This window comes from Aquirufa sp. TARAVU-A1A (genome assembly GCF_054558675.1).
The window spans coordinates 380,406-395,004 of the sequence record NZ_JBPXKP010000001.1 but is presented as its reverse complement, the minus strand read 5'-3'; the positions used below and the strand labels follow the sequence as shown (position 1 = coordinate 395,004).

At 43.3% G+C, this 14,599-nt stretch carries 21 protein-coding genes; 9 read left to right on the top strand and 12 right to left on the bottom strand.

The window, feature by feature from the left end; all coding sequences use genetic code 11:
• Both V7S75_RS01890 and V7S75_RS01885 read left to right on the top strand, forming a co-directional pair.
• On the top strand, positions 1 to 411 hold the full coding sequence (locus V7S75_RS01890; RefSeq protein WP_459510996.1) for an SRPBCC domain-containing protein: 411 nt from the start codon (positions 1 to 3) through the stop codon (positions 409 to 411).
• Between the two features lies 1 nt (position 412).
• Positions 413 to 820 carry a VOC family protein gene (locus V7S75_RS01885; protein WP_459510995.1) on the top strand — a complete coding sequence of 136 codons (408 nt, stop codon included), beginning with the start codon at positions 413 to 415 and terminating at the stop codon, positions 818 to 820.
• On the opposite strand, the gene V7S75_RS01880 is transcribed toward V7S75_RS01885, so the two are convergent.
• Genes V7S75_RS01880 through V7S75_RS01865 form a run of 4 tightly spaced genes read right to left on the bottom strand, consistent with a single transcriptional unit; the run spans position 817 to position 3,874 of the window.
• The gene (locus V7S75_RS01880; RefSeq protein WP_459510994.1) at positions 817 to 1,146 is read right to left on the bottom strand and encodes a hypothetical protein; all 330 of its coding nucleotides are present in this window, start codon (positions 1,144 to 1,146) and stop codon (positions 817 to 819) included. The genes V7S75_RS01885 and V7S75_RS01880 overlap by 4 nt on opposite strands.
• Positions 1,146 to 1,421: a hypothetical protein gene (locus V7S75_RS01875; protein ID WP_459510993.1), complete on the bottom strand. Its 276-nt coding sequence runs from the start codon at positions 1,419 to 1,421 to the stop codon at positions 1,146 to 1,148. Before V7S75_RS01875 ends, V7S75_RS01880 begins: the two co-directional genes overlap by 1 nt.
• Before the next feature lie 2 nt (positions 1,422 to 1,423).
• Positions 1,424 to 2,251, bottom strand: coding sequence for an inositol oxygenase family protein (locus V7S75_RS01870; protein WP_459510992.1), 828 nt, complete (start codon positions 2,249 to 2,251; stop codon positions 1,424 to 1,426).
• A gap of 3 nt (positions 2,252 to 2,254) precedes the next feature.
• Positions 2,255 to 3,874, bottom strand: coding sequence for a sodium:solute symporter family transporter (locus V7S75_RS01865; protein ID WP_459510991.1), 1,620 nt, complete (start codon positions 3,872 to 3,874; stop codon positions 2,255 to 2,257).
• Positions 3,875 to 3,976: 102 nt separating this feature from the next.
• Here V7S75_RS01865 and V7S75_RS01860 point away from each other — a divergent pair, with 102 nt between their 5' ends.
• Together V7S75_RS01860 and V7S75_RS01855 are read left to right on the top strand one after the other, a co-directional pair.
• Positions 3,977 to 4,510, top strand: a complete 534-nt coding sequence (locus tag V7S75_RS01860) for a VanZ family protein (protein ID WP_459510990.1) — start codon at positions 3,977 to 3,979, stop codon at positions 4,508 to 4,510.
• A complete protein-coding gene (locus V7S75_RS01855; RefSeq protein WP_459510989.1) occupies positions 4,507 to 5,052 on the top strand; it encodes a dihydrofolate reductase family protein in 546 nt (181 codons plus the stop codon). The genes V7S75_RS01860 and V7S75_RS01855 overlap by 4 nt, the downstream gene beginning before the upstream one ends.
• Here V7S75_RS01855 and bioD read toward each other — a convergent pair.
• From bioD to V7S75_RS01830, 5 genes are read right to left on the bottom strand one after another with little or no spacing between them, the layout of a single operon-like run.
• The gene (gene bioD / locus V7S75_RS01850; RefSeq protein WP_459510988.1) at positions 5,049 to 5,663 is read right to left on the bottom strand and encodes a dethiobiotin synthase; all 615 of its coding nucleotides are present in this window, start codon (positions 5,661 to 5,663) and stop codon (positions 5,049 to 5,051) included. The genes V7S75_RS01855 and bioD overlap by 4 nt on opposite strands.
• A 3-nt stretch (positions 5,664 to 5,666) precedes the next feature.
• Complete coding sequence (locus V7S75_RS01845) at positions 5,667 to 7,007, bottom strand: dihydroorotase (protein ID WP_459510987.1); 1,341 nt, start codon at positions 7,005 to 7,007, stop codon at positions 5,667 to 5,669.
• On the bottom strand, positions 7,004 to 7,954 hold the full coding sequence (locus V7S75_RS01840; RefSeq protein ID WP_459510986.1) for an L-threonylcarbamoyladenylate synthase: 951 nt from the start codon (positions 7,952 to 7,954) through the stop codon (positions 7,004 to 7,006). The genes V7S75_RS01845 and V7S75_RS01840 overlap by 4 nt, the downstream gene beginning before the upstream one ends.
• A 3-nt stretch (positions 7,955 to 7,957) precedes the next feature.
• Positions 7,958 to 8,809 (bottom strand): DUF6671 family protein, encoded by an 852-nt coding sequence (locus V7S75_RS01835; RefSeq protein WP_459510985.1) that lies wholly within the window; start codon positions 8,807 to 8,809, stop codon positions 7,958 to 7,960.
• Positions 8,802 to 9,773 carry a sodium-dependent bicarbonate transport family permease gene (locus V7S75_RS01830; protein ID WP_459510984.1) on the bottom strand — a complete coding sequence of 324 codons (972 nt, stop codon included), beginning with the start codon at positions 9,771 to 9,773 and terminating at the stop codon, positions 8,802 to 8,804. The genes V7S75_RS01835 and V7S75_RS01830 overlap by 8 nt, the downstream gene beginning before the upstream one ends.
• 259 nt (positions 9,774 to 10,032) lie before the next feature.
• On the opposite strand from V7S75_RS01830, the gene V7S75_RS01825 reads away from it, so the two are divergent.
• Positions 10,033 to 10,944 carry a LysR family transcriptional regulator gene (locus V7S75_RS01825; protein WP_459510983.1) on the top strand — a complete coding sequence of 304 codons (912 nt, stop codon included), beginning with the start codon at positions 10,033 to 10,035 and terminating at the stop codon, positions 10,942 to 10,944.
• A 151-nt stretch (positions 10,945 to 11,095) separates the two neighbouring features.
• Here the strand turns inward: V7S75_RS01825 and V7S75_RS01820 are convergent, their stop codons facing one another.
• The gene (locus V7S75_RS01820; protein WP_459510982.1) at positions 11,096 to 11,578 is read right to left on the bottom strand and encodes a hypothetical protein; all 483 of its coding nucleotides are present in this window, start codon (positions 11,576 to 11,578) and stop codon (positions 11,096 to 11,098) included.
• A gap of 58 nt (positions 11,579 to 11,636) precedes the next feature.
• Between V7S75_RS01820 and V7S75_RS01815 the strand changes: the two genes are divergently transcribed.
• Genes V7S75_RS01815 through V7S75_RS01805 form a run of 3 tightly spaced genes read left to right on the top strand, consistent with a single transcriptional unit; the run spans position 11,637 to position 12,474 of the window.
• Entirely contained in the window at positions 11,637 to 11,849 is a 213-nt protein-coding gene (locus V7S75_RS01815; RefSeq protein WP_459510981.1) for a DUF4287 domain-containing protein, read from the top strand.
• A gap of 15 nt (positions 11,850 to 11,864) precedes the next feature.
• Positions 11,865 to 12,110, top strand: a complete 246-nt coding sequence (locus V7S75_RS01810) for a 4a-hydroxytetrahydrobiopterin dehydratase (protein WP_459510980.1) — start codon at positions 11,865 to 11,867, stop codon at positions 12,108 to 12,110.
• Position 12,111: 1 nt separating this feature from the next.
• Positions 12,112 to 12,474 (top strand): hypothetical protein, encoded by a 363-nt coding sequence (locus tag V7S75_RS01805; protein WP_459510979.1) that lies wholly within the window; start codon positions 12,112 to 12,114, stop codon positions 12,472 to 12,474.
• On the opposite strand, the gene bla is transcribed toward V7S75_RS01805, so the two are convergent.
• Entirely contained in the window at positions 12,471 to 13,193 is a 723-nt protein-coding gene (bla, locus tag V7S75_RS01800; RefSeq protein ID WP_459511146.1) for a subclass B1 metallo-beta-lactamase, read from the bottom strand. The two genes, V7S75_RS01805 and bla, sit on opposite strands and share 4 nt — an antisense overlap.
• A gap of 91 nt (positions 13,194 to 13,284) precedes the next feature.
• Between bla and V7S75_RS01795 the strand changes: the two genes are divergently transcribed.
• A complete protein-coding gene (locus tag V7S75_RS01795) occupies positions 13,285 to 14,220 on the top strand; it encodes an alpha/beta fold hydrolase (protein WP_459510978.1) in 936 nt (311 codons plus the stop codon).
• 60 nt (positions 14,221 to 14,280) lie between these two features.
• Here the strand turns inward: V7S75_RS01795 and V7S75_RS01790 are convergent, their stop codons facing one another.
• Positions 14,281 to 14,520, bottom strand: coding sequence for a helix-turn-helix transcriptional regulator (locus tag V7S75_RS01790; RefSeq protein WP_459510977.1), 240 nt, complete (start codon positions 14,518 to 14,520; stop codon positions 14,281 to 14,283).
• Positions 14,521 to 14,599 lie beyond the last annotated feature (79 nt).

Below are 14,599 nucleotides of genomic sequence, written 5' to 3'. Positions count from 1 at the left end.
ATGGCTTACATTACAATTGAAACTACGATTAACTCGCCCATCGCGCAAGTTTGGGAGAAATGGACTTCTCCAGAACACATCCAACATTGGAACTTTGCATCACCCGATTGGCATTGCCCAAAAGCAACATCTGACCTGACAGTAGGCGGTGAATTTCATTATGAAATGGCAGCCAAAGACGGTTCCTTTAGCTTTGATTTTTGGGGCACATTCCAGCAAATTGAAGACGGGAAAATGATCGCAAGTGTTTTAGGCGATGGCCGAAACATGCAGGTAACTTTTGAAGCTACGGAAGCAGAAACGATAGTCGTGGAGCAATTTGAGCCGGAAAGTCAAAATCCGGAAGAAATGCAAAAGGCTGGCTGGCAAATGATTTTGGATAACTTCAAAAGCTACGCGGAAAAGGCCTAACATGAAACAGCTCTTTCTGAACCTTCCCTCGGAAAACTTAAAAAAATCACAGGATTTTTACGAGGCTTTGGGGTTTACAGTCAATCCCATTTTTACTGATGCGGACCAAAAATGCATGGTTTGGAGCGAGCAAATATATGTGATGCTCCAATCTTTCTCATTCACTGATCAGCATGTAAAAAAGCCGCGTGCGAATTTTCATGAATTTTCAGGACCTTCTTTTACACTTCCGCTGGAAAACCAAATGCAGGTTCACGAACTTTTCCAACAGGGAATCGACGCGGGAGGAAAGGCTTCTGGGCCCATTTTGGATGAAAGCTTTATGACACTGCGCAGCATCGAAGATCCGGACGGGCACATGTGGGGGTTGATGTATTTGAATCGGGAAAAATTCGAACTCCGCAACTAATGCATTTTACCCTTTTCCGTGAGTAGGGTATAGGCCTCCTCCCAACTGGGGATTGTCTCCGACTCATACCCAAAAGTAGGTCCTGTGGCAATCTGGTGAAAAGCCTTCATGGCTTTCAGGTGTGCTCCACTTCGCAAATATTTCAGCATAAGTTCACGGCTTTCCCAAGCCGATATAGTACACTGATATTCATGAACTTTCTTGACGTCACAATGCAAATTTCCTTCGGCCTTTTGGGCTTGTCGGAAGGCAGGAATGGCTAAAAACCAAAACCGAATGTAAGCTAGAAATCCTTTTGGCTTTAAGCCTGTGAGTGAGATGTACATTATTTTCCGTTCCAGCCGTCTTTGAAACCTTGAACTAAGTCCGTTGTCCCTACTTCATAGCCAAATAAGCCAGCCACAAAAGCAAGGTGTATAAGCAAAACGGCCTTTTGCCAAGATGGACGTTCTTTCCATGCTTGCGTCGTATCAAATGGATCAAAAACCAAGGCAATACCTAATTGAGTAGCGGCCTCAACAGCCGAATGTCTAATCAGTAATTCATATAGCGCAAAAAGCACAAATCCGATGTAGAGATATTTGTTAAAGGATGTCTTCATTATTACCAATTTATCGGCCCTTTGCCTAAATATTTCTCGGCAATCGGCATGTAGTAAGATTTTAATTCTTCGTAAACAGGAACCACGGGCGATTTGGTATATAAATCATATTTATTGAAATCGTGAATCCAGTCCAAATATTGCTCATCTTTCGCAGTCATGAATTGGCGATAACTTCCGCCGGAATGCCAAGGATAAAATGAATGGTAACGAATCATCGCCATGCCCGCTTCAGGGATTTTATTATCCGCGTGATTTTTTAATACTTGGTATAAATACTCATCGTGTCCCCAGGCTAAATGCAAATTATCTAAGCCACAGCCTGCCTCGTAAACCCCTAATTCGGTATTGTAACGGCTGTCTTGCATATCGGGATTTAATGCGTTGAACTCCGGATAGACACATGAATCGGGAAGTTTACAACCCACCACAAACACGTCACCCACCAAGCCCCATTGCTCCGCTTGGGAAGTTCCATCTTCGTCTGATCCGAACAAGTACATAGCTTTGCCTAAATCATGAATTAAACCTACCAATTGCATCCAATCCGGTCGGCCATCCGCGCGTAAGCCTTCCGCGGACTGCAACAAGTGAATGATGTTTGGAAGATTCAAATCGGGATCTGACACATCGACCAAAACATTCAAACGCTCCATCATTTCCCATAAATCCATAGGATGATCGAAGGTCAAATACTTTTTCTTCATGCGCAACACGTATTCATAAGTTTGACGCGAACGCATCTTGCGGTAATGCTCTTTGACAGCCGCCGTGATGTCCCCTTGTTCGTAGTTACGAAATTCCGATTTGTCTTTTGAAATGGTTTCCATGATTTAATAAAATACGGTATAAAGCGCCGAAACGATGCCCATAATTAAAATTGAAATAATCGCAAATTGGCCGCTGACGGTGAAGTCGCTACGTTCCACGGCTAAGCCTTTCGGATTATCGATGCTAGAACGATCAGCCAAAGAAATCAAGACCATGATGGCAACCAGAATCAAATAGACCCACATGGTTACATTCAAAAATGGAATTGGATTTCCGCCGATAAAAGTATGCAAATTCTTGAATAAAACCACGAGTGGGATCGAAGCAACCGCAGCAACAATCGCAGCTGCAGAGGTTGTCCTTTTCCAAAACAATCCCAAAGAGAATAGCGCAAAGGCACCAGGCGTCAGGTAGTTGGAATATTCTTGAATGAATTGATACGCTTGTTCTAGTTGGCGTAATTGCGGCGCAATCAACAATGCGATGGCAAAAGACACCCAGATCGCGATGCGACCCACCCAAACGGTTTGAGCTTCTGAGGCATTGGGGTTCAAGGATTTTTTGTAAATATCCAAGCTGAAAATCGTGGAAATACTATTGCTTTTCCCGGCCAAAGAGGCCACAATTGCAGCAGTTAAAGCGGCAAAAGATAGCCCTTTTAGACCTGCCGGCAACAGGTTCATTAAGGTCGGATACGAGTGATCCGGTTTAATGATTCCATCAATCGCCATCTCGCTTTGGAAGGCCCCATTTTGGTAAAGCACATACATCGCAATCCCCGGAATCACACAGATCAAGGGCATCAACAATTTCAAAAAGGCCGCAAACAAAATCCCAGAACGTGCTGTGGGCAAGTCGGCCCCCAAGGTCCGCTGAACAATGTACTGATTACATCCCCAGTAATTCAGGTTATTTATCCACATCCCGCCAAACAAAATCGCGAAGCCCGGAAGCGCATCGTAGTACTTATCTCCCTCGGAAAAAATCATGTGAAAATGGTCGTCGGCCTGCGAACGCAATTCCAACAATCCCCCAAAAACGCCTCCGCTATTAAAGCGATCGGAAACCATATCCAAGGCCAAATAGGTCACCACCAATCCCCCGATGATTAACACAATTACTTGAATGAAATCGGTATAACCGATGACCTTCATCCCACCCAAGGTGATGAAGATCGCGAAAATCGCGAGCCCAATCATCGCATATAAAAAGGGAATCGAAGTGATGCTTTCAATCGCTAAAGCGCCCAAGTAGAGAATGGAGGTCAGGTTCACAAACACATAGAGCAACAACCAGAAAACCGCCATAATCGTCGCAACCGTATTGTTGTAGCGTTGCGACAAGAATTGTGGCATCGTGTAAATCTTGTTCTTTAGGAAAATAGGGACGAAGAAAACGGCGACGATGACGAGGGCGGCGGCCGACATCCATTCGTAGGATGAGATGGCTAAACCAATCGCGAAGCCGGAGCCCGACATCCCGATGAAGTGTTCGGCAGAAATGTTGGAAGCCAATAATGATGCGCCGATTGCCCACCAGGTTAAGGAACCTTCCGCAAGAAAAAAGTCTTTGGTACTGATTTCGACCTTCTTTTTTCGCTGATACACCCAGTAACCATAGCAGGTCACAGAAACAAAATAGAGAAGAAATACGACGTAGTCGAGGCTTTGTAATTGTTTCATGAAAGTTTAATAGGTTCGAAGCAATTGCTTTGCTTTGTCAAACTTAAGAAATTCAATTTAATATTGCTTTAATACTAATTTTAAATGTGCTTATTTTATGGCATGAAGTCTCTTTCACGCGTCCTAATCGCTTTCTATTTATTGCTATTAATCAAATTTGTGGTCTTCAAAGATATGGACATGATCCTTATTGGCCACATGCGATTCTATTTTGGCGGGACCCAAACAGGGGACGCGAATTGGATTCCGTTCAAAACCCTTTTGGCCTATATCATGGGCAATAAAGGCTTACTGATTGCCGGCTTAAATCTTTTAGGAAATTTGCTATTACTCGCACCCATCGGATTTTTAATACCTGCAGGATTCCCAGAAATTCGTCGGAACGCGATTTTCATGCTCGCCTTGTGTACGAGTTTAAGTATCGAGATTATTCAGCATCTATTCCAAATTGGAATTTTTGATGTAGACGATGTCTTATTGAATGGCCTTGGATTTATTTTAGGATATTATTTTAGCGCGCTATTACCCGGTAACTGGCGAAAGACATTTACGCTTATGTTCGCCACTATTTTGCTCGGGCTTTTACTTTATTACCTTAGCCATTCTGTTCCCATGAACCCAATGCCTCCCCGATGAAACAACACCACGTTTTTATTGCCACAAGCCTCGATGGCTACATTGCTGATGCCGAAGGTGGCGTTGGTTTTCTCGACACATTTCCGATGCCGGAGGGGGACGACATGGGCTATTATGCTTTCATGGACCAAGTGGATGCGCTGTTGATGGGTCGCAAAAGTTTTGAAACAGTTTTAGGTTTTGGGGTGGAATGGCCTTATACCAAACCCGTTTTTGTTTGGAGCCAAACGCTTGACCAGATACCTGCGGAACTGGCTGGCAAAGCAGAACTCGTGCGAGGAACTTTAGCCGAAGTGGAGGCTCAAATTCAAGCCAAAGGCTATCAGCGTTTTTACCTTGATGGCGGACAAGTCATTCAATCTTTTTTACGAGCAGATAAAGTGGGAACATTGACCATCACCACCATTCCCGTTTTAATAGGCGATGGGGTCCGACTCTTTGGCGCTTTGACAAATCCCATCAGCTTTCGTTGTGTCCGTTCCAAAACCTATGCGAATGGATTGGTGCAACAAGTGTTTGAGCGGGCAACGGCTGAACATTAATCAAAGCATTTCAATGATTGAGTAAAGCGCTGAATTTCTTCCTTCGAAATTTCAGAGAACTGCCCCACGCGAAAGAGAATAGGCAAAGCACTCATGGATTCAATAATTGATTCCGTCGCGGGATTGGGTTCTCCATTAATCACAATTCCGGCAATGGGGATTTCCCGACGCTGCAAAGCCTCGATGGACAAAACCGTATGATTGATGCTTCCTAGGTAATTACGCGAGACAAGTATGACAGGAATTCCCAACTGCTTAATAAGGTCAATCATGAGATCTTGATCATTCAATGGAACCATGAGTCCACCGGCACCCTCAACAATTAAATGATTAGACGTTTGGGGTAAGGTAAAATCCGAAAGCTGGATTTGCACCCCATCCAATGCCGCAGCGGCATGCGGGGAAAGCGGCGCGTTTAGTCGGTGCCGCTCCGGATGGAAGTATGATTTCGTATTTGAAACAAGCGCTTGTACCTTCATGGTGTCGGTCAGGTGCAAATCTCCCGACTGGACCGGCTTCCAGTAATCCGCTTGTAAATATTCGGTAAGTATAGAAGATACGACAGTCTTCCCGATTTCAGTTCCTATTCCTGTGACAAAAAATTGCAACATTGTTTATCTGATTTTGTGAAATTGTAATCTATTTCCTGTATGCCCATTTGTGAATTTCCCGCCTTGAAAACACAGGTTCCCACTGACAAAGGTGCGTTTGATTTCATGGCGAAATATTCGTCCCACGACAGGTGACCACCCACATTTATAAAGAAGCGATTGAGTTTTTACATCCCAAGGAGCTGATGGAGCAACTTCCACCAAGTCCGCAAAATACCCTTCCCGGATGTAACCCCGATCGACCATTTTATAGCAGTCGGCAACGCGGTGACTCGTTTTATCAACCAAAGTCGTCAGTGCTAGTTCCCCACGATCCACGAGTTCAAAAAGCATCAACAAAGCATGTTGGACCATGGGTGCACCGGATTTGATTTGCAGGTAATTTCCCGACTTTTCCTCGAGACTATGCGGTGCATGATCTGTGGCAATAATATCCAATCGCCCATCCTGCAAAGCTTTCAATAATTCGAGGCGGTCCACTTCCGACTTAACTGAAGGATTCCACATGATTTTACTACCTAAGTTTTCGTATTCCGCATCATTAAAACACAGATGATGAATGCAAGCTTCTGCGGTGACGCGCTTTTTTTCGATAGGTCCCGAGCTAAATAATTTCGCCTCCGCGGCTGTCGAAATATGAAAAAAATGAAGGCGGTTGTTGTATTTTTTTTGAATGTCCAAAACCCGTCGGGTAGCCATTTCACAAGCTTCGGAGCTACGAATCGCTGGATGAAGGTCAACAGGAATTTGATCGCCGTAGCGTTGTTGGTATTGCTGTAAATTTCTACGTATTACGGAATCATCTTCACTGTGCAAGGCCACCAAAGTTTCCGCTCGGGAAAATAATTTTTCAAGGTATTCAGGATTATTGGCTAGAATCTCCTGCTTTTCTAGGTAGAGCCCATCGTCGGTAATCCCACAAACTGATTCATTATCTACGCGAAGTGCTTCCTCCAGATTCGCGGCGGTAATCCCCATGAAAAAAGAATAATTAGCTAGCGATTTTTGGGCAGCCAATTGGTATTTTTCTTCCAACAAGGCGCGCGTCAAAGTATTGGGAATCGTGTTCGGCATGTCCATAAATGAAGTAATTCCTCCGGCCACAGCGGCTTGGGATTCCGTATGGATATCCGCTTTATAGGCTAATCCCGGATCTCGAAAATGGACTTGATCGTCGATCATTCCGGGAATTAAGTAATTCCCTTGAAGATCGATTACTTGCGCATGCGGTTCAGAGATCACATTTGCGATACGTTCGATTCGTTCGCCAGCAATGAGCACATCGCTGGGTTTCACTTGCCCTTCATTGACGAGCAGAGCGTTTGTGATTAGGTATTTTTTCATTGGCTAGCGGCGCGGTCTAAACGATCGTTGATGGTGTTTCCAAGTCCATGCGCGGGGAGTCTTTCCACAATAATTAAATCAAGCCCCAACTTATCTAAGGTATGAAGCGCGGAAAATAAGTTTTGGGCGGCTTCTGCCAGGTCGCCTGTTGGGGCTAACACGAGATTAATCTCCACATGAATGCTTTCAATTTGAACGGATTGATACCAAAGAATTCCCACCTTCTTATGCTTGACGGTGCTGAGCATGAACAGGGGTTCATAGCTAACAATTAATTGACAGTTAGGCGAATAATGTTTTTTATGTTGGCCCGGGAGCGACGCATGTTCAGAGGCCGCCGTCCGATTTAACAGGCGCCCTACGTGGGCTTCAAGTGTCTCCATGGAAATCGCGCCATGCCGCAGTAAAACGACGTCATCATGCTCAAAGCCCACGATGGTGGATTCAACTCCTGAAGTGCAAGGCCCTCCGTCCAATGTATAGATGGATGGGAAATAAGCATCTACATGTTCAGCAGTCGTAGGGCTAATTCGATTAAAGGGGTTTGCACTCGGTGCAACGAGTGGGAAGTCCAACTGATTCAGCAGACTAAGGGCTGCTGGGTGATTTGGAATTCGAATGGCCACATTTTCTTGCTCGGCGGTAACGAGCCCGCTCACCGTTTGATTTTTGGGAAGTATCATCGTTAAAGGTCCGGGCCAAAAATGCTTCGCTAAAAGGGAGGCCTTTTCAGGAAAGCGTTTCACTAAGGCCCGCGCTTGATTAATTGAAGCGACGTGGACAATGAGTGGATTTGTGGTGGGTCTATTTTTCGTCGTAAAGATGGATGAAACGGCTTTCGAGTTAAACACATTTGCGGCTAGGCCATAAACGGTTTCTGTGGGAAGGCCTATGAGCTCCCCATGCTTGAGCTTTTCACGAATAATGGATAGGTCTTTGGTAATCATAAATTAAGGGTTACAAAAATCACAGTACATGGGGTCTTCCATTTTTAGGCCGTGGCAAGGAGCACGATGCTCCGAAAATTGACAGCAATGACATGCATAAATTTCAAATTTTACGCTACGGGTTGGTTGACCGCAAAGCGCGCAAGGAAGTCCCCGTTCGATATCGCTGATGCGAAATCCGGGCGCTTGACACGTGGGACAAGCTGTTTGAATTTGCTGAATGAGTTCTTTCGTCAAATCGTGTATCACCGCCATGCGCGTGGGATTATGCATGGCGCGCATATCCGTTTCCAAGCTACATTGCCCGAAGCACTGCATGAAAAATTGGATCGTTTCGCGTAAGGTCTTTTCGTCATGTACTCCTTTCACACAATCGGTCGTATCTGCCGAACTTTTCTTGATGATGAAGGCATGCGATGGGAATAGGGCTTTTGCCAAAAATCCCTCCAACTCATCGTATGACTGAAGCAGAATTTGGCTGTAATTGGTTTTTGTCTCCAGCCTCTTGACGACAAATTCCCACGCATTTATTTTATCGATAAGAACCAAAATCTCTTCATGAGCTGGAATAAAAGGAAAATTAGGATGTGGGCCAAAGGATCCTTCGGAGGCAATCGCCAGGTCTGTCGAGGTAATATCCATCGCCATGTGGCATTTTTGTCTTGCCGTATCTAGCGGGGATTTTGAACGCTCCACTTCGCCAGCAAATGTGCCTAACAAATCCGTATCAAGAAGATCTGTGACGACACATGTCAAGCCTAGTGCTTCTGATAAAAGCGGAGCAATAACTTGTTCTTTCCCGTGCTTGGTGGCTACAAGGATTTGACGACCCGAAAATAAATCGAAACTACCCATGTATTATATGCAGAAAAAGCGGGAGGCCAATGGTAATGTTGATCGGGAATGTAACTCCAAGAGCCATGGGAATAAATATCCCGGGGTCAGCTTTGGGGGCGACAAGGCGCATCGCGGCGGGCACAGCAATATAAGATGCGCTTGCCGCAAGGATGGCAAAAATGAGTCGGCTAGCTTCGTTTTCCGTTACAAACTGGCTCAAATAGGACGTTAGAACTCCATTAACAAGCGGCATGAGGATGGCAAAACAAATTAGAAAAGCTCCCTGCTTTTTGAATGCGGAAAATCGACTTGCCGCAACCATCCCCATGTCTAATAAATAGATTGCGAGGAATCCTTTAAAAATATCAGAGGTAAAATGTTTAATCCCTTCCGATTGGTTGGAGTCAGCGATAAAACCAATAACCAAACTACCAAAAATCATTAACACACTCCCATTCGTTAAAGAATGCTTCCAAGCAGAACGCCAAGACGTATTGCGCGTGTTTGATTGCGTGGTACCTGGAAACAAGTTCATTAAAATTACTCCCATGATAATCGCTGGAAATTCCATGGAAGCCATCACGGCTACCATTTCTCCCCCCACTTTCATGTTATTCATTTCAAGAAAAGCCATGCCGGTAACAAAAGTAACCGCACTGACTGAACCATAACAAGAGGCAATGGCTCCGGCATTTACTGCATCTAATTTGATTTTTAAGATAAAGAAGGAGTAGATTGGAATAATTGTCGCCAACAAAAGGCCAAAAACTAAATGCAAGACCACTTCATGCGTAATGCCTGTCACCGCAAGCTCAGCTCCCCCATTAAACCCAATAGCAAATAAAAGATACAAGGCAATAAAACCCTTGGAGGCTGCAGGAATCTCTAAATCACTCTTAACTATTTTGGCTATTACCCCCAAGATAAAAAAGAGCAAGGTTGGATTTTTCAAATTAAAAATGAGTAACTCAAAATTCGACATGCATAGGTTCAATTAGGGCCTTGTAAAAGTCTTAGCAGATTTAAGGACACGATGATTAGCAGGCTAATTGCTAGTTTGTCAATAAAAATGTCCGTGTTATAAAAGCTTAACAGCAATCCAATGATGATAAATAACAGATGAATAACAACAAGCAGACTTTTGGGCGCAGATTTCATAAAAATTTAAATTATCACAAAGTAAACAGGACACTTTAAATAATTTTTATTTAAGTTTATAATGCAATGTATTAGCCCTATTTATGAATTATACACTAAATCAATTACAGATCTATTTGAAGGTTGTTCAAACCATGAGCATAACGAAGGCGGCCGAGGAACTAAACTTAACGCAGCCAGCCGTTTCCATTCAGATAAAAAACTTCCAAGCTCAATTTGAAATTCCACTCATTGAGATCATCGGAAAAAAGATTTACGTAACCGATTTTGGTCAGGAAATCGCCAAGTCGGCCGAGGGAATCATTGATCAAGTATATGCCATTAATTACAAAACCATGGCGTTTAAAGACCAGCTGCTTGGCCGACTAAAAGTTTCGGTCGTTTCTACAGGCAAGTATGTCTTGCCCTATTTTTTAACAGAATTTTTAAAAGATAATCCCGGGGTGGAAATCAGTATTGATGTGACGAATCGGGAAAAAGTATTCCAAAGTTTAGAAAACAATGAGGTTGATTTCAGCTTGATTTCCACGGATGTCAATAGTCCCACGTATGACTATATTGATATCTTAGAAAATGAACTTTATCTCGTAGGAAATCCCTTGACAGCGGCATTGAATCCCAAATTTGCATTCCAAGAGTTCAACAAGGAGCTTCCATTAATTTTTAGAGAAAATGGATCGGGGACGCGAAAAATTATGGAATCCTATTTAAAGAAACAAGGGATTCATTCCATGAAAAAGATTGAATTGATGTCGAATGAGGCCGTAAAACAAGCCGTAATCGCTGGACTTGGCTATTCAATCATGCCCCTAATTGGTATTAAAAATGAGATAAAAAATGGACAGCTGGCTATAATTCCTCGAAGTGGGTTGCCTATTGCTACAACTTGGAAATTAATTTGGCACAAAGAAAAAAGCCCATCCCCTGTAGCGAAGGCCTTTATGGCCCACATTATCGAAAAGAAAGAGGAAATCAAAAGCAAGCATTTTGAATAAATAAAGCCGGGCAAATGTGCCCGGCTTTATCATGTCAACCCTTTTCATTAATTAATTACTCAAACGAAATCAAAAACTCATCGTTTTCGAAGCAAACTTAAAATCAGAAAAGAATAAATAAAAATTAAATTCATTATGTGTTTTATTAAAATTATTTATCAAACACATATTCATGTCGCTTAATCCATGTCGCCGTACCGATGAATTGAACCTCCTTGACAATACGGAAACGCGTAGAACTCATGAGATAGCTTAGTCTGATGATTGCCTTTTGATGATCATTCCCATCTTCGCCCATTTTCTCTGTTACCCAGGAAAGCTCCGATGATGAACCCTTTGTGAATTGAACAATTTTCGCACCGTCAAAATGATGATTGTCGACAAATACCGTATCGGATCGATTCGCTTGAGGTTCTTTCGGATATTCAAATCTGCGGATGTATCCCAGTTGGTCCTCCGTTAAACTTACCTTTAAATTAGCCGCCATCGAATAGGGTTTGCCACTGGTGTAATCCAAATAAGTTAGTTGACCATACCAAATACCCGTTGAAAACGCGAGATCTTTTACTTGAAATTGCGCATTTGATTCAAACCCAATACACAAAATGGCCATCAGCCCGAATAGTTTTTTCATCTGAGAAATTTTTCTCAAATATATCTTTAATTTTAAGGATTAAACCTTTTTTACGAACATGTCATTTCAAGCTTACATCGATAACATACAAGCCAAAACAGGCAAAGGCCCCGAAGAATTTGTTCGCCTAGCTGAGGAAAAAGGATTCTTAGAAAATGGAGTTCCCGCCGTGAAAGCAACCGAGATTGTGAATTGGTTAAAAGCGGATTTTGAATTAGGCCATGGACACGCCAATGCAATTTACGCTTATTTCAAGGGGAAGAGAGACTAAGACCAAAAACAGACCATGAGCAACTGGATAGAGTCCGAAAGCCGATTGGAAAAAACGTTCACGTTTGACTCCTTTGAGTCAGCCATGCTGTTCATGCAAAAGGCCGCAGTGAAAATCGCGGAATTAGATCATCATCCTACGTGGGCTAATACCTATAATCGAATCGACATCGTCCTCAGTACGCATGATGCAGGGAACAAAGTCACGGAAAAAGATTGGGAATTGGCGCATGAATTGGATTCCATTTATCAACAAAATTAATATGATTAAATACCTCACTTTTGCAGCTTGTTTATTGTTAACAGCATGCCAATATTTACCATTTTCCCAACTAACTTCCACAACAACAATCGGCGGGAATGATGCTTTTTTACTTGGGAATAATCCCCATGGTTCTTTCACTGTCAGCCTAAAGAATTTAGCTGAAACCGACATCAAGATTTGGAGATGCCCGATTGACGGCGGCCAGCACTCTCCTGTTCAGGTTAAACCGAATGAACTAATTTCGATACGTGTAGAGAAAAACACAGCTTTGCGTATTGAAAATGCTTCCACTAAATCCGTAGATGTTTTGCTGAAAGTGAAAGGGGACACCGGTTTGTCAATGGGCTATCAAAATCATTAAGGTTTTAGAAATAGCTGCCGAGTATATTCCAATAATTTTGTATCTCCTACGGCTCCATGACCGGGAACAACATGTTTCACATCCGGATAAGCCGATTGAATTTTTTCCACCGTTGCCGACCAGGCACCTACATTCGCATCGCCTAAAAAGCCTTTGGACGCACCGATTTCTTTGATCAAACAACCTCCAAACAAAATCTGTTCGCTAGGGAAATACGCCACAACATTATCACGGGTATGGCCTTCGCCAAAGAAACGCAATTGAACTTCATTGCCCCCCACAAGCAAACTCGACTTGCCTGAAAAGCCCTTTTGGGGCACGGTCATTTGATGCTGAGTCGCTAATTCAATCGTTTTTTCATTCGCCATCGATGAGATTCCTGCCACATGAAATGCCGAAAGCCCCCCGAGGCAATCACTATGAAAATGGGTAGGTACAATGGCCACGATCCTGCATTTCAACATATCCTGCACCCAGCGAATCAATTCTTGCGAACTGGGGTCATCCGTGGGCGTATCGAAAACCGCGACCTCGTGACCAGAACGAACAATTAAGCCATTGCAAGCGACCTTGCCAAAATCATCGGTCTGCAAAAAGGATGTATGTACGAATGTGTTTTCAGAAAGGCTTGTAATATTCAATCGATCCGAGGTGTATATTTTTTGTTGGCCTACCGCCCCAAAACTCAAACATAAAAGCACAAACAGCAAACGCTTCATCATCATTTCTAAAAGGTGGAAACAAAAATATACATTTTCGACAACGATGTGCTTTCAATGCCTTATTTTTAGGACTTCAAAACGACTCCACATGAAACTAGCCACCAAAATCGTCGGCGGAATATTCGCCCTTATATTCATTCTACTATTCATCGTTTGCGAACGTGACCGTCCAGTATCAGAATTGATTCCGTTGTATGCCAACCAAGATTCGAAGTTTATGCCCATCTTAGGCATGAAGGTACATTATCGCGATGAAGGCGTTCAAGCCGATTCGGTACCCTTGATTTTATTGCATGGGATGTCATCGTCCTTGAATACCTGGGATAGTGTAGCGATGGGATTGAAGTTGGAGCGAAGAGTGATCAGCTTGGATTTACCGGGTTTTGGCTTGACGGGTCCTTCGCCGGAAAACACCTACAATTTTGATTACTATTCCAAGTTCATTGATTCCTTTACGACGCGCCTCCACATCAAACGCTTCATCCTTGTGGGTAATTCCATGGGCGGTGCGATCTCTTGGAATTATGCCTTGCATAACCCCAAAGGTCTTGCCAAAATGATTTTAATTGATGCAGCGGGATATCCGAAAAAAGGTGAGAGTGGTTCGTTGGGTTTCAAAATTGCTTCGACTCCGGTGATTAATAATCTGTTACTATATGCAACGCCTAAATCCTTAGTTCGTAAGAGTTTAGAAACCATTTATTACGATCAAAACCGGGTAACCGATGCGCAGGTGGAACGTTTTCACGACGTTGCTATCCGAGAAGGAAACCGCGCCGTGGCTTTGGAAATTTTCAAAGGCTCTTTTGGAACAACGAAAAATAAAGGCCAAATCAATCAAGTGAAAACCCCCACGCTCATCTTATGGGGAGATAAAGACAACGTCATCAGCGTGGACAATGTGGCGCTTTTCAAACGAGATATTCAAGGTAGCAAGGCTGAAATCTACCAAAACGTAGGCCACGTTCCCATGGAGGAGGTGCCGGGGAAGGTGGTGGAATCAATCTTGAATTTTGTTCGTTAACGATAAATTCAAACTGAAAATCTTCCCTGGATTTGGATGCCAAAGGTAATGTGGGGGTATTTAGTTATCCATGCCTTGCACATTGGAGAAAATGTCTTGCATGGGGACATTCAGTGAATAGGAAAGGTTATAAACCTGATAAATGCTCGTATTAATTTGACCCAATTCGATGCGCCGCAATTGCTTGCTTTCTATTTCAGCCTCATGCGCTAACTTCTCGATAGTTAGGCCTTTTTCTTTGCGTATTTCCCGAATGTTAGAGCCGACTAGAACGATCAACTCTTCCTTCTTTAGTTTCATGGCCCAATATGGAAAAAGGTCAAATCTGACACAAGGTCACATTTGACCCCAATTCCGTTAAAGCAAATGTACATTTAGT

What these genes read in the sequence shown, in the direction of transcription:
- V7S75_RS01890 (WP_459510996.1), top strand. Translation starts at nt 1, where the DNA reads ATGGCTTACATTACAATTGAAACTACGATTAACTCGCCCATCGCGCAA.
- V7S75_RS01885 (WP_459510995.1), top strand. Translation starts at nt 413, where the DNA reads ATGAAACAGCTCTTTCTGAACCTTCCCTCGGAAAACTTAAAAAAATCA.
- V7S75_RS01880 (WP_459510994.1), bottom strand. Translation starts at nt 1,146, where the DNA reads ATGTACATCTCACTCACAGGCTTAAAGCCAAAAGGATTTCTAGCTTAC.
- V7S75_RS01875 (WP_459510993.1), bottom strand. Translation starts at nt 1,421, where the DNA reads ATGAAGACATCCTTTAACAAATATCTCTACATCGGATTTGTGCTTTTT.
- V7S75_RS01870 (WP_459510992.1), bottom strand. Translation starts at nt 2,251, where the DNA reads ATGGAAACCATTTCAAAAGACAAATCGGAATTTCGTAACTACGAACAA.
- V7S75_RS01865 (WP_459510991.1), bottom strand. Translation starts at nt 3,874, where the DNA reads ATGAAACAATTACAAAGCCTCGACTACGTCGTATTTCTTCTCTATTTT.
- V7S75_RS01860 (WP_459510990.1), top strand. Translation starts at nt 3,977, where the DNA reads ATGAAGTCTCTTTCACGCGTCCTAATCGCTTTCTATTTATTGCTATTA.
- V7S75_RS01855 (WP_459510989.1), top strand. Translation starts at nt 4,507, where the DNA reads ATGAAACAACACCACGTTTTTATTGCCACAAGCCTCGATGGCTACATT.
- bioD (WP_459510988.1), bottom strand. Translation starts at nt 5,663, where the DNA reads ATGTTGCAATTTTTTGTCACAGGAATAGGAACTGAAATCGGGAAGACT.
- V7S75_RS01845 (WP_459510987.1), bottom strand. Translation starts at nt 7,007, where the DNA reads ATGAAAAAATACCTAATCACAAACGCTCTGCTCGTCAATGAAGGGCAA.
- V7S75_RS01840 (WP_459510986.1), bottom strand. Translation starts at nt 7,954, where the DNA reads ATGATTACCAAAGACCTATCCATTATTCGTGAAAAGCTCAAGCATGGG.
- V7S75_RS01835 (WP_459510985.1), bottom strand. Translation starts at nt 8,809, where the DNA reads ATGGGTAGTTTCGATTTATTTTCGGGTCGTCAAATCCTTGTAGCCACC.
- V7S75_RS01830 (WP_459510984.1), bottom strand. Translation starts at nt 9,773, where the DNA reads ATGTCGAATTTTGAGTTACTCATTTTTAATTTGAAAAATCCAACCTTG.
- V7S75_RS01825 (WP_459510983.1), top strand. Translation starts at nt 10,033, where the DNA reads ATGAATTATACACTAAATCAATTACAGATCTATTTGAAGGTTGTTCAA.
- V7S75_RS01820 (WP_459510982.1), bottom strand. Translation starts at nt 11,578, where the DNA reads ATGAAAAAACTATTCGGGCTGATGGCCATTTTGTGTATTGGGTTTGAA.
- V7S75_RS01815 (WP_459510981.1), top strand. Translation starts at nt 11,637, where the DNA reads ATGTCATTTCAAGCTTACATCGATAACATACAAGCCAAAACAGGCAAA.
- V7S75_RS01810 (WP_459510980.1), top strand. Translation starts at nt 11,865, where the DNA reads ATGAGCAACTGGATAGAGTCCGAAAGCCGATTGGAAAAAACGTTCACG.
- V7S75_RS01805 (WP_459510979.1), top strand. Translation starts at nt 12,112, where the DNA reads ATGATTAAATACCTCACTTTTGCAGCTTGTTTATTGTTAACAGCATGC.
- bla (WP_459511146.1), bottom strand. Translation starts at nt 13,193, where the DNA reads ATGAAGCGTTTGCTGTTTGTGCTTTTATGTTTGAGTTTTGGGGCGGTA.
- V7S75_RS01795 (WP_459510978.1), top strand. Translation starts at nt 13,285, where the DNA reads ATGAAACTAGCCACCAAAATCGTCGGCGGAATATTCGCCCTTATATTC.
- V7S75_RS01790 (WP_459510977.1), bottom strand. Translation starts at nt 14,520, where the DNA reads ATGAAACTAAAGAAGGAAGAGTTGATCGTTCTAGTCGGCTCTAACATT.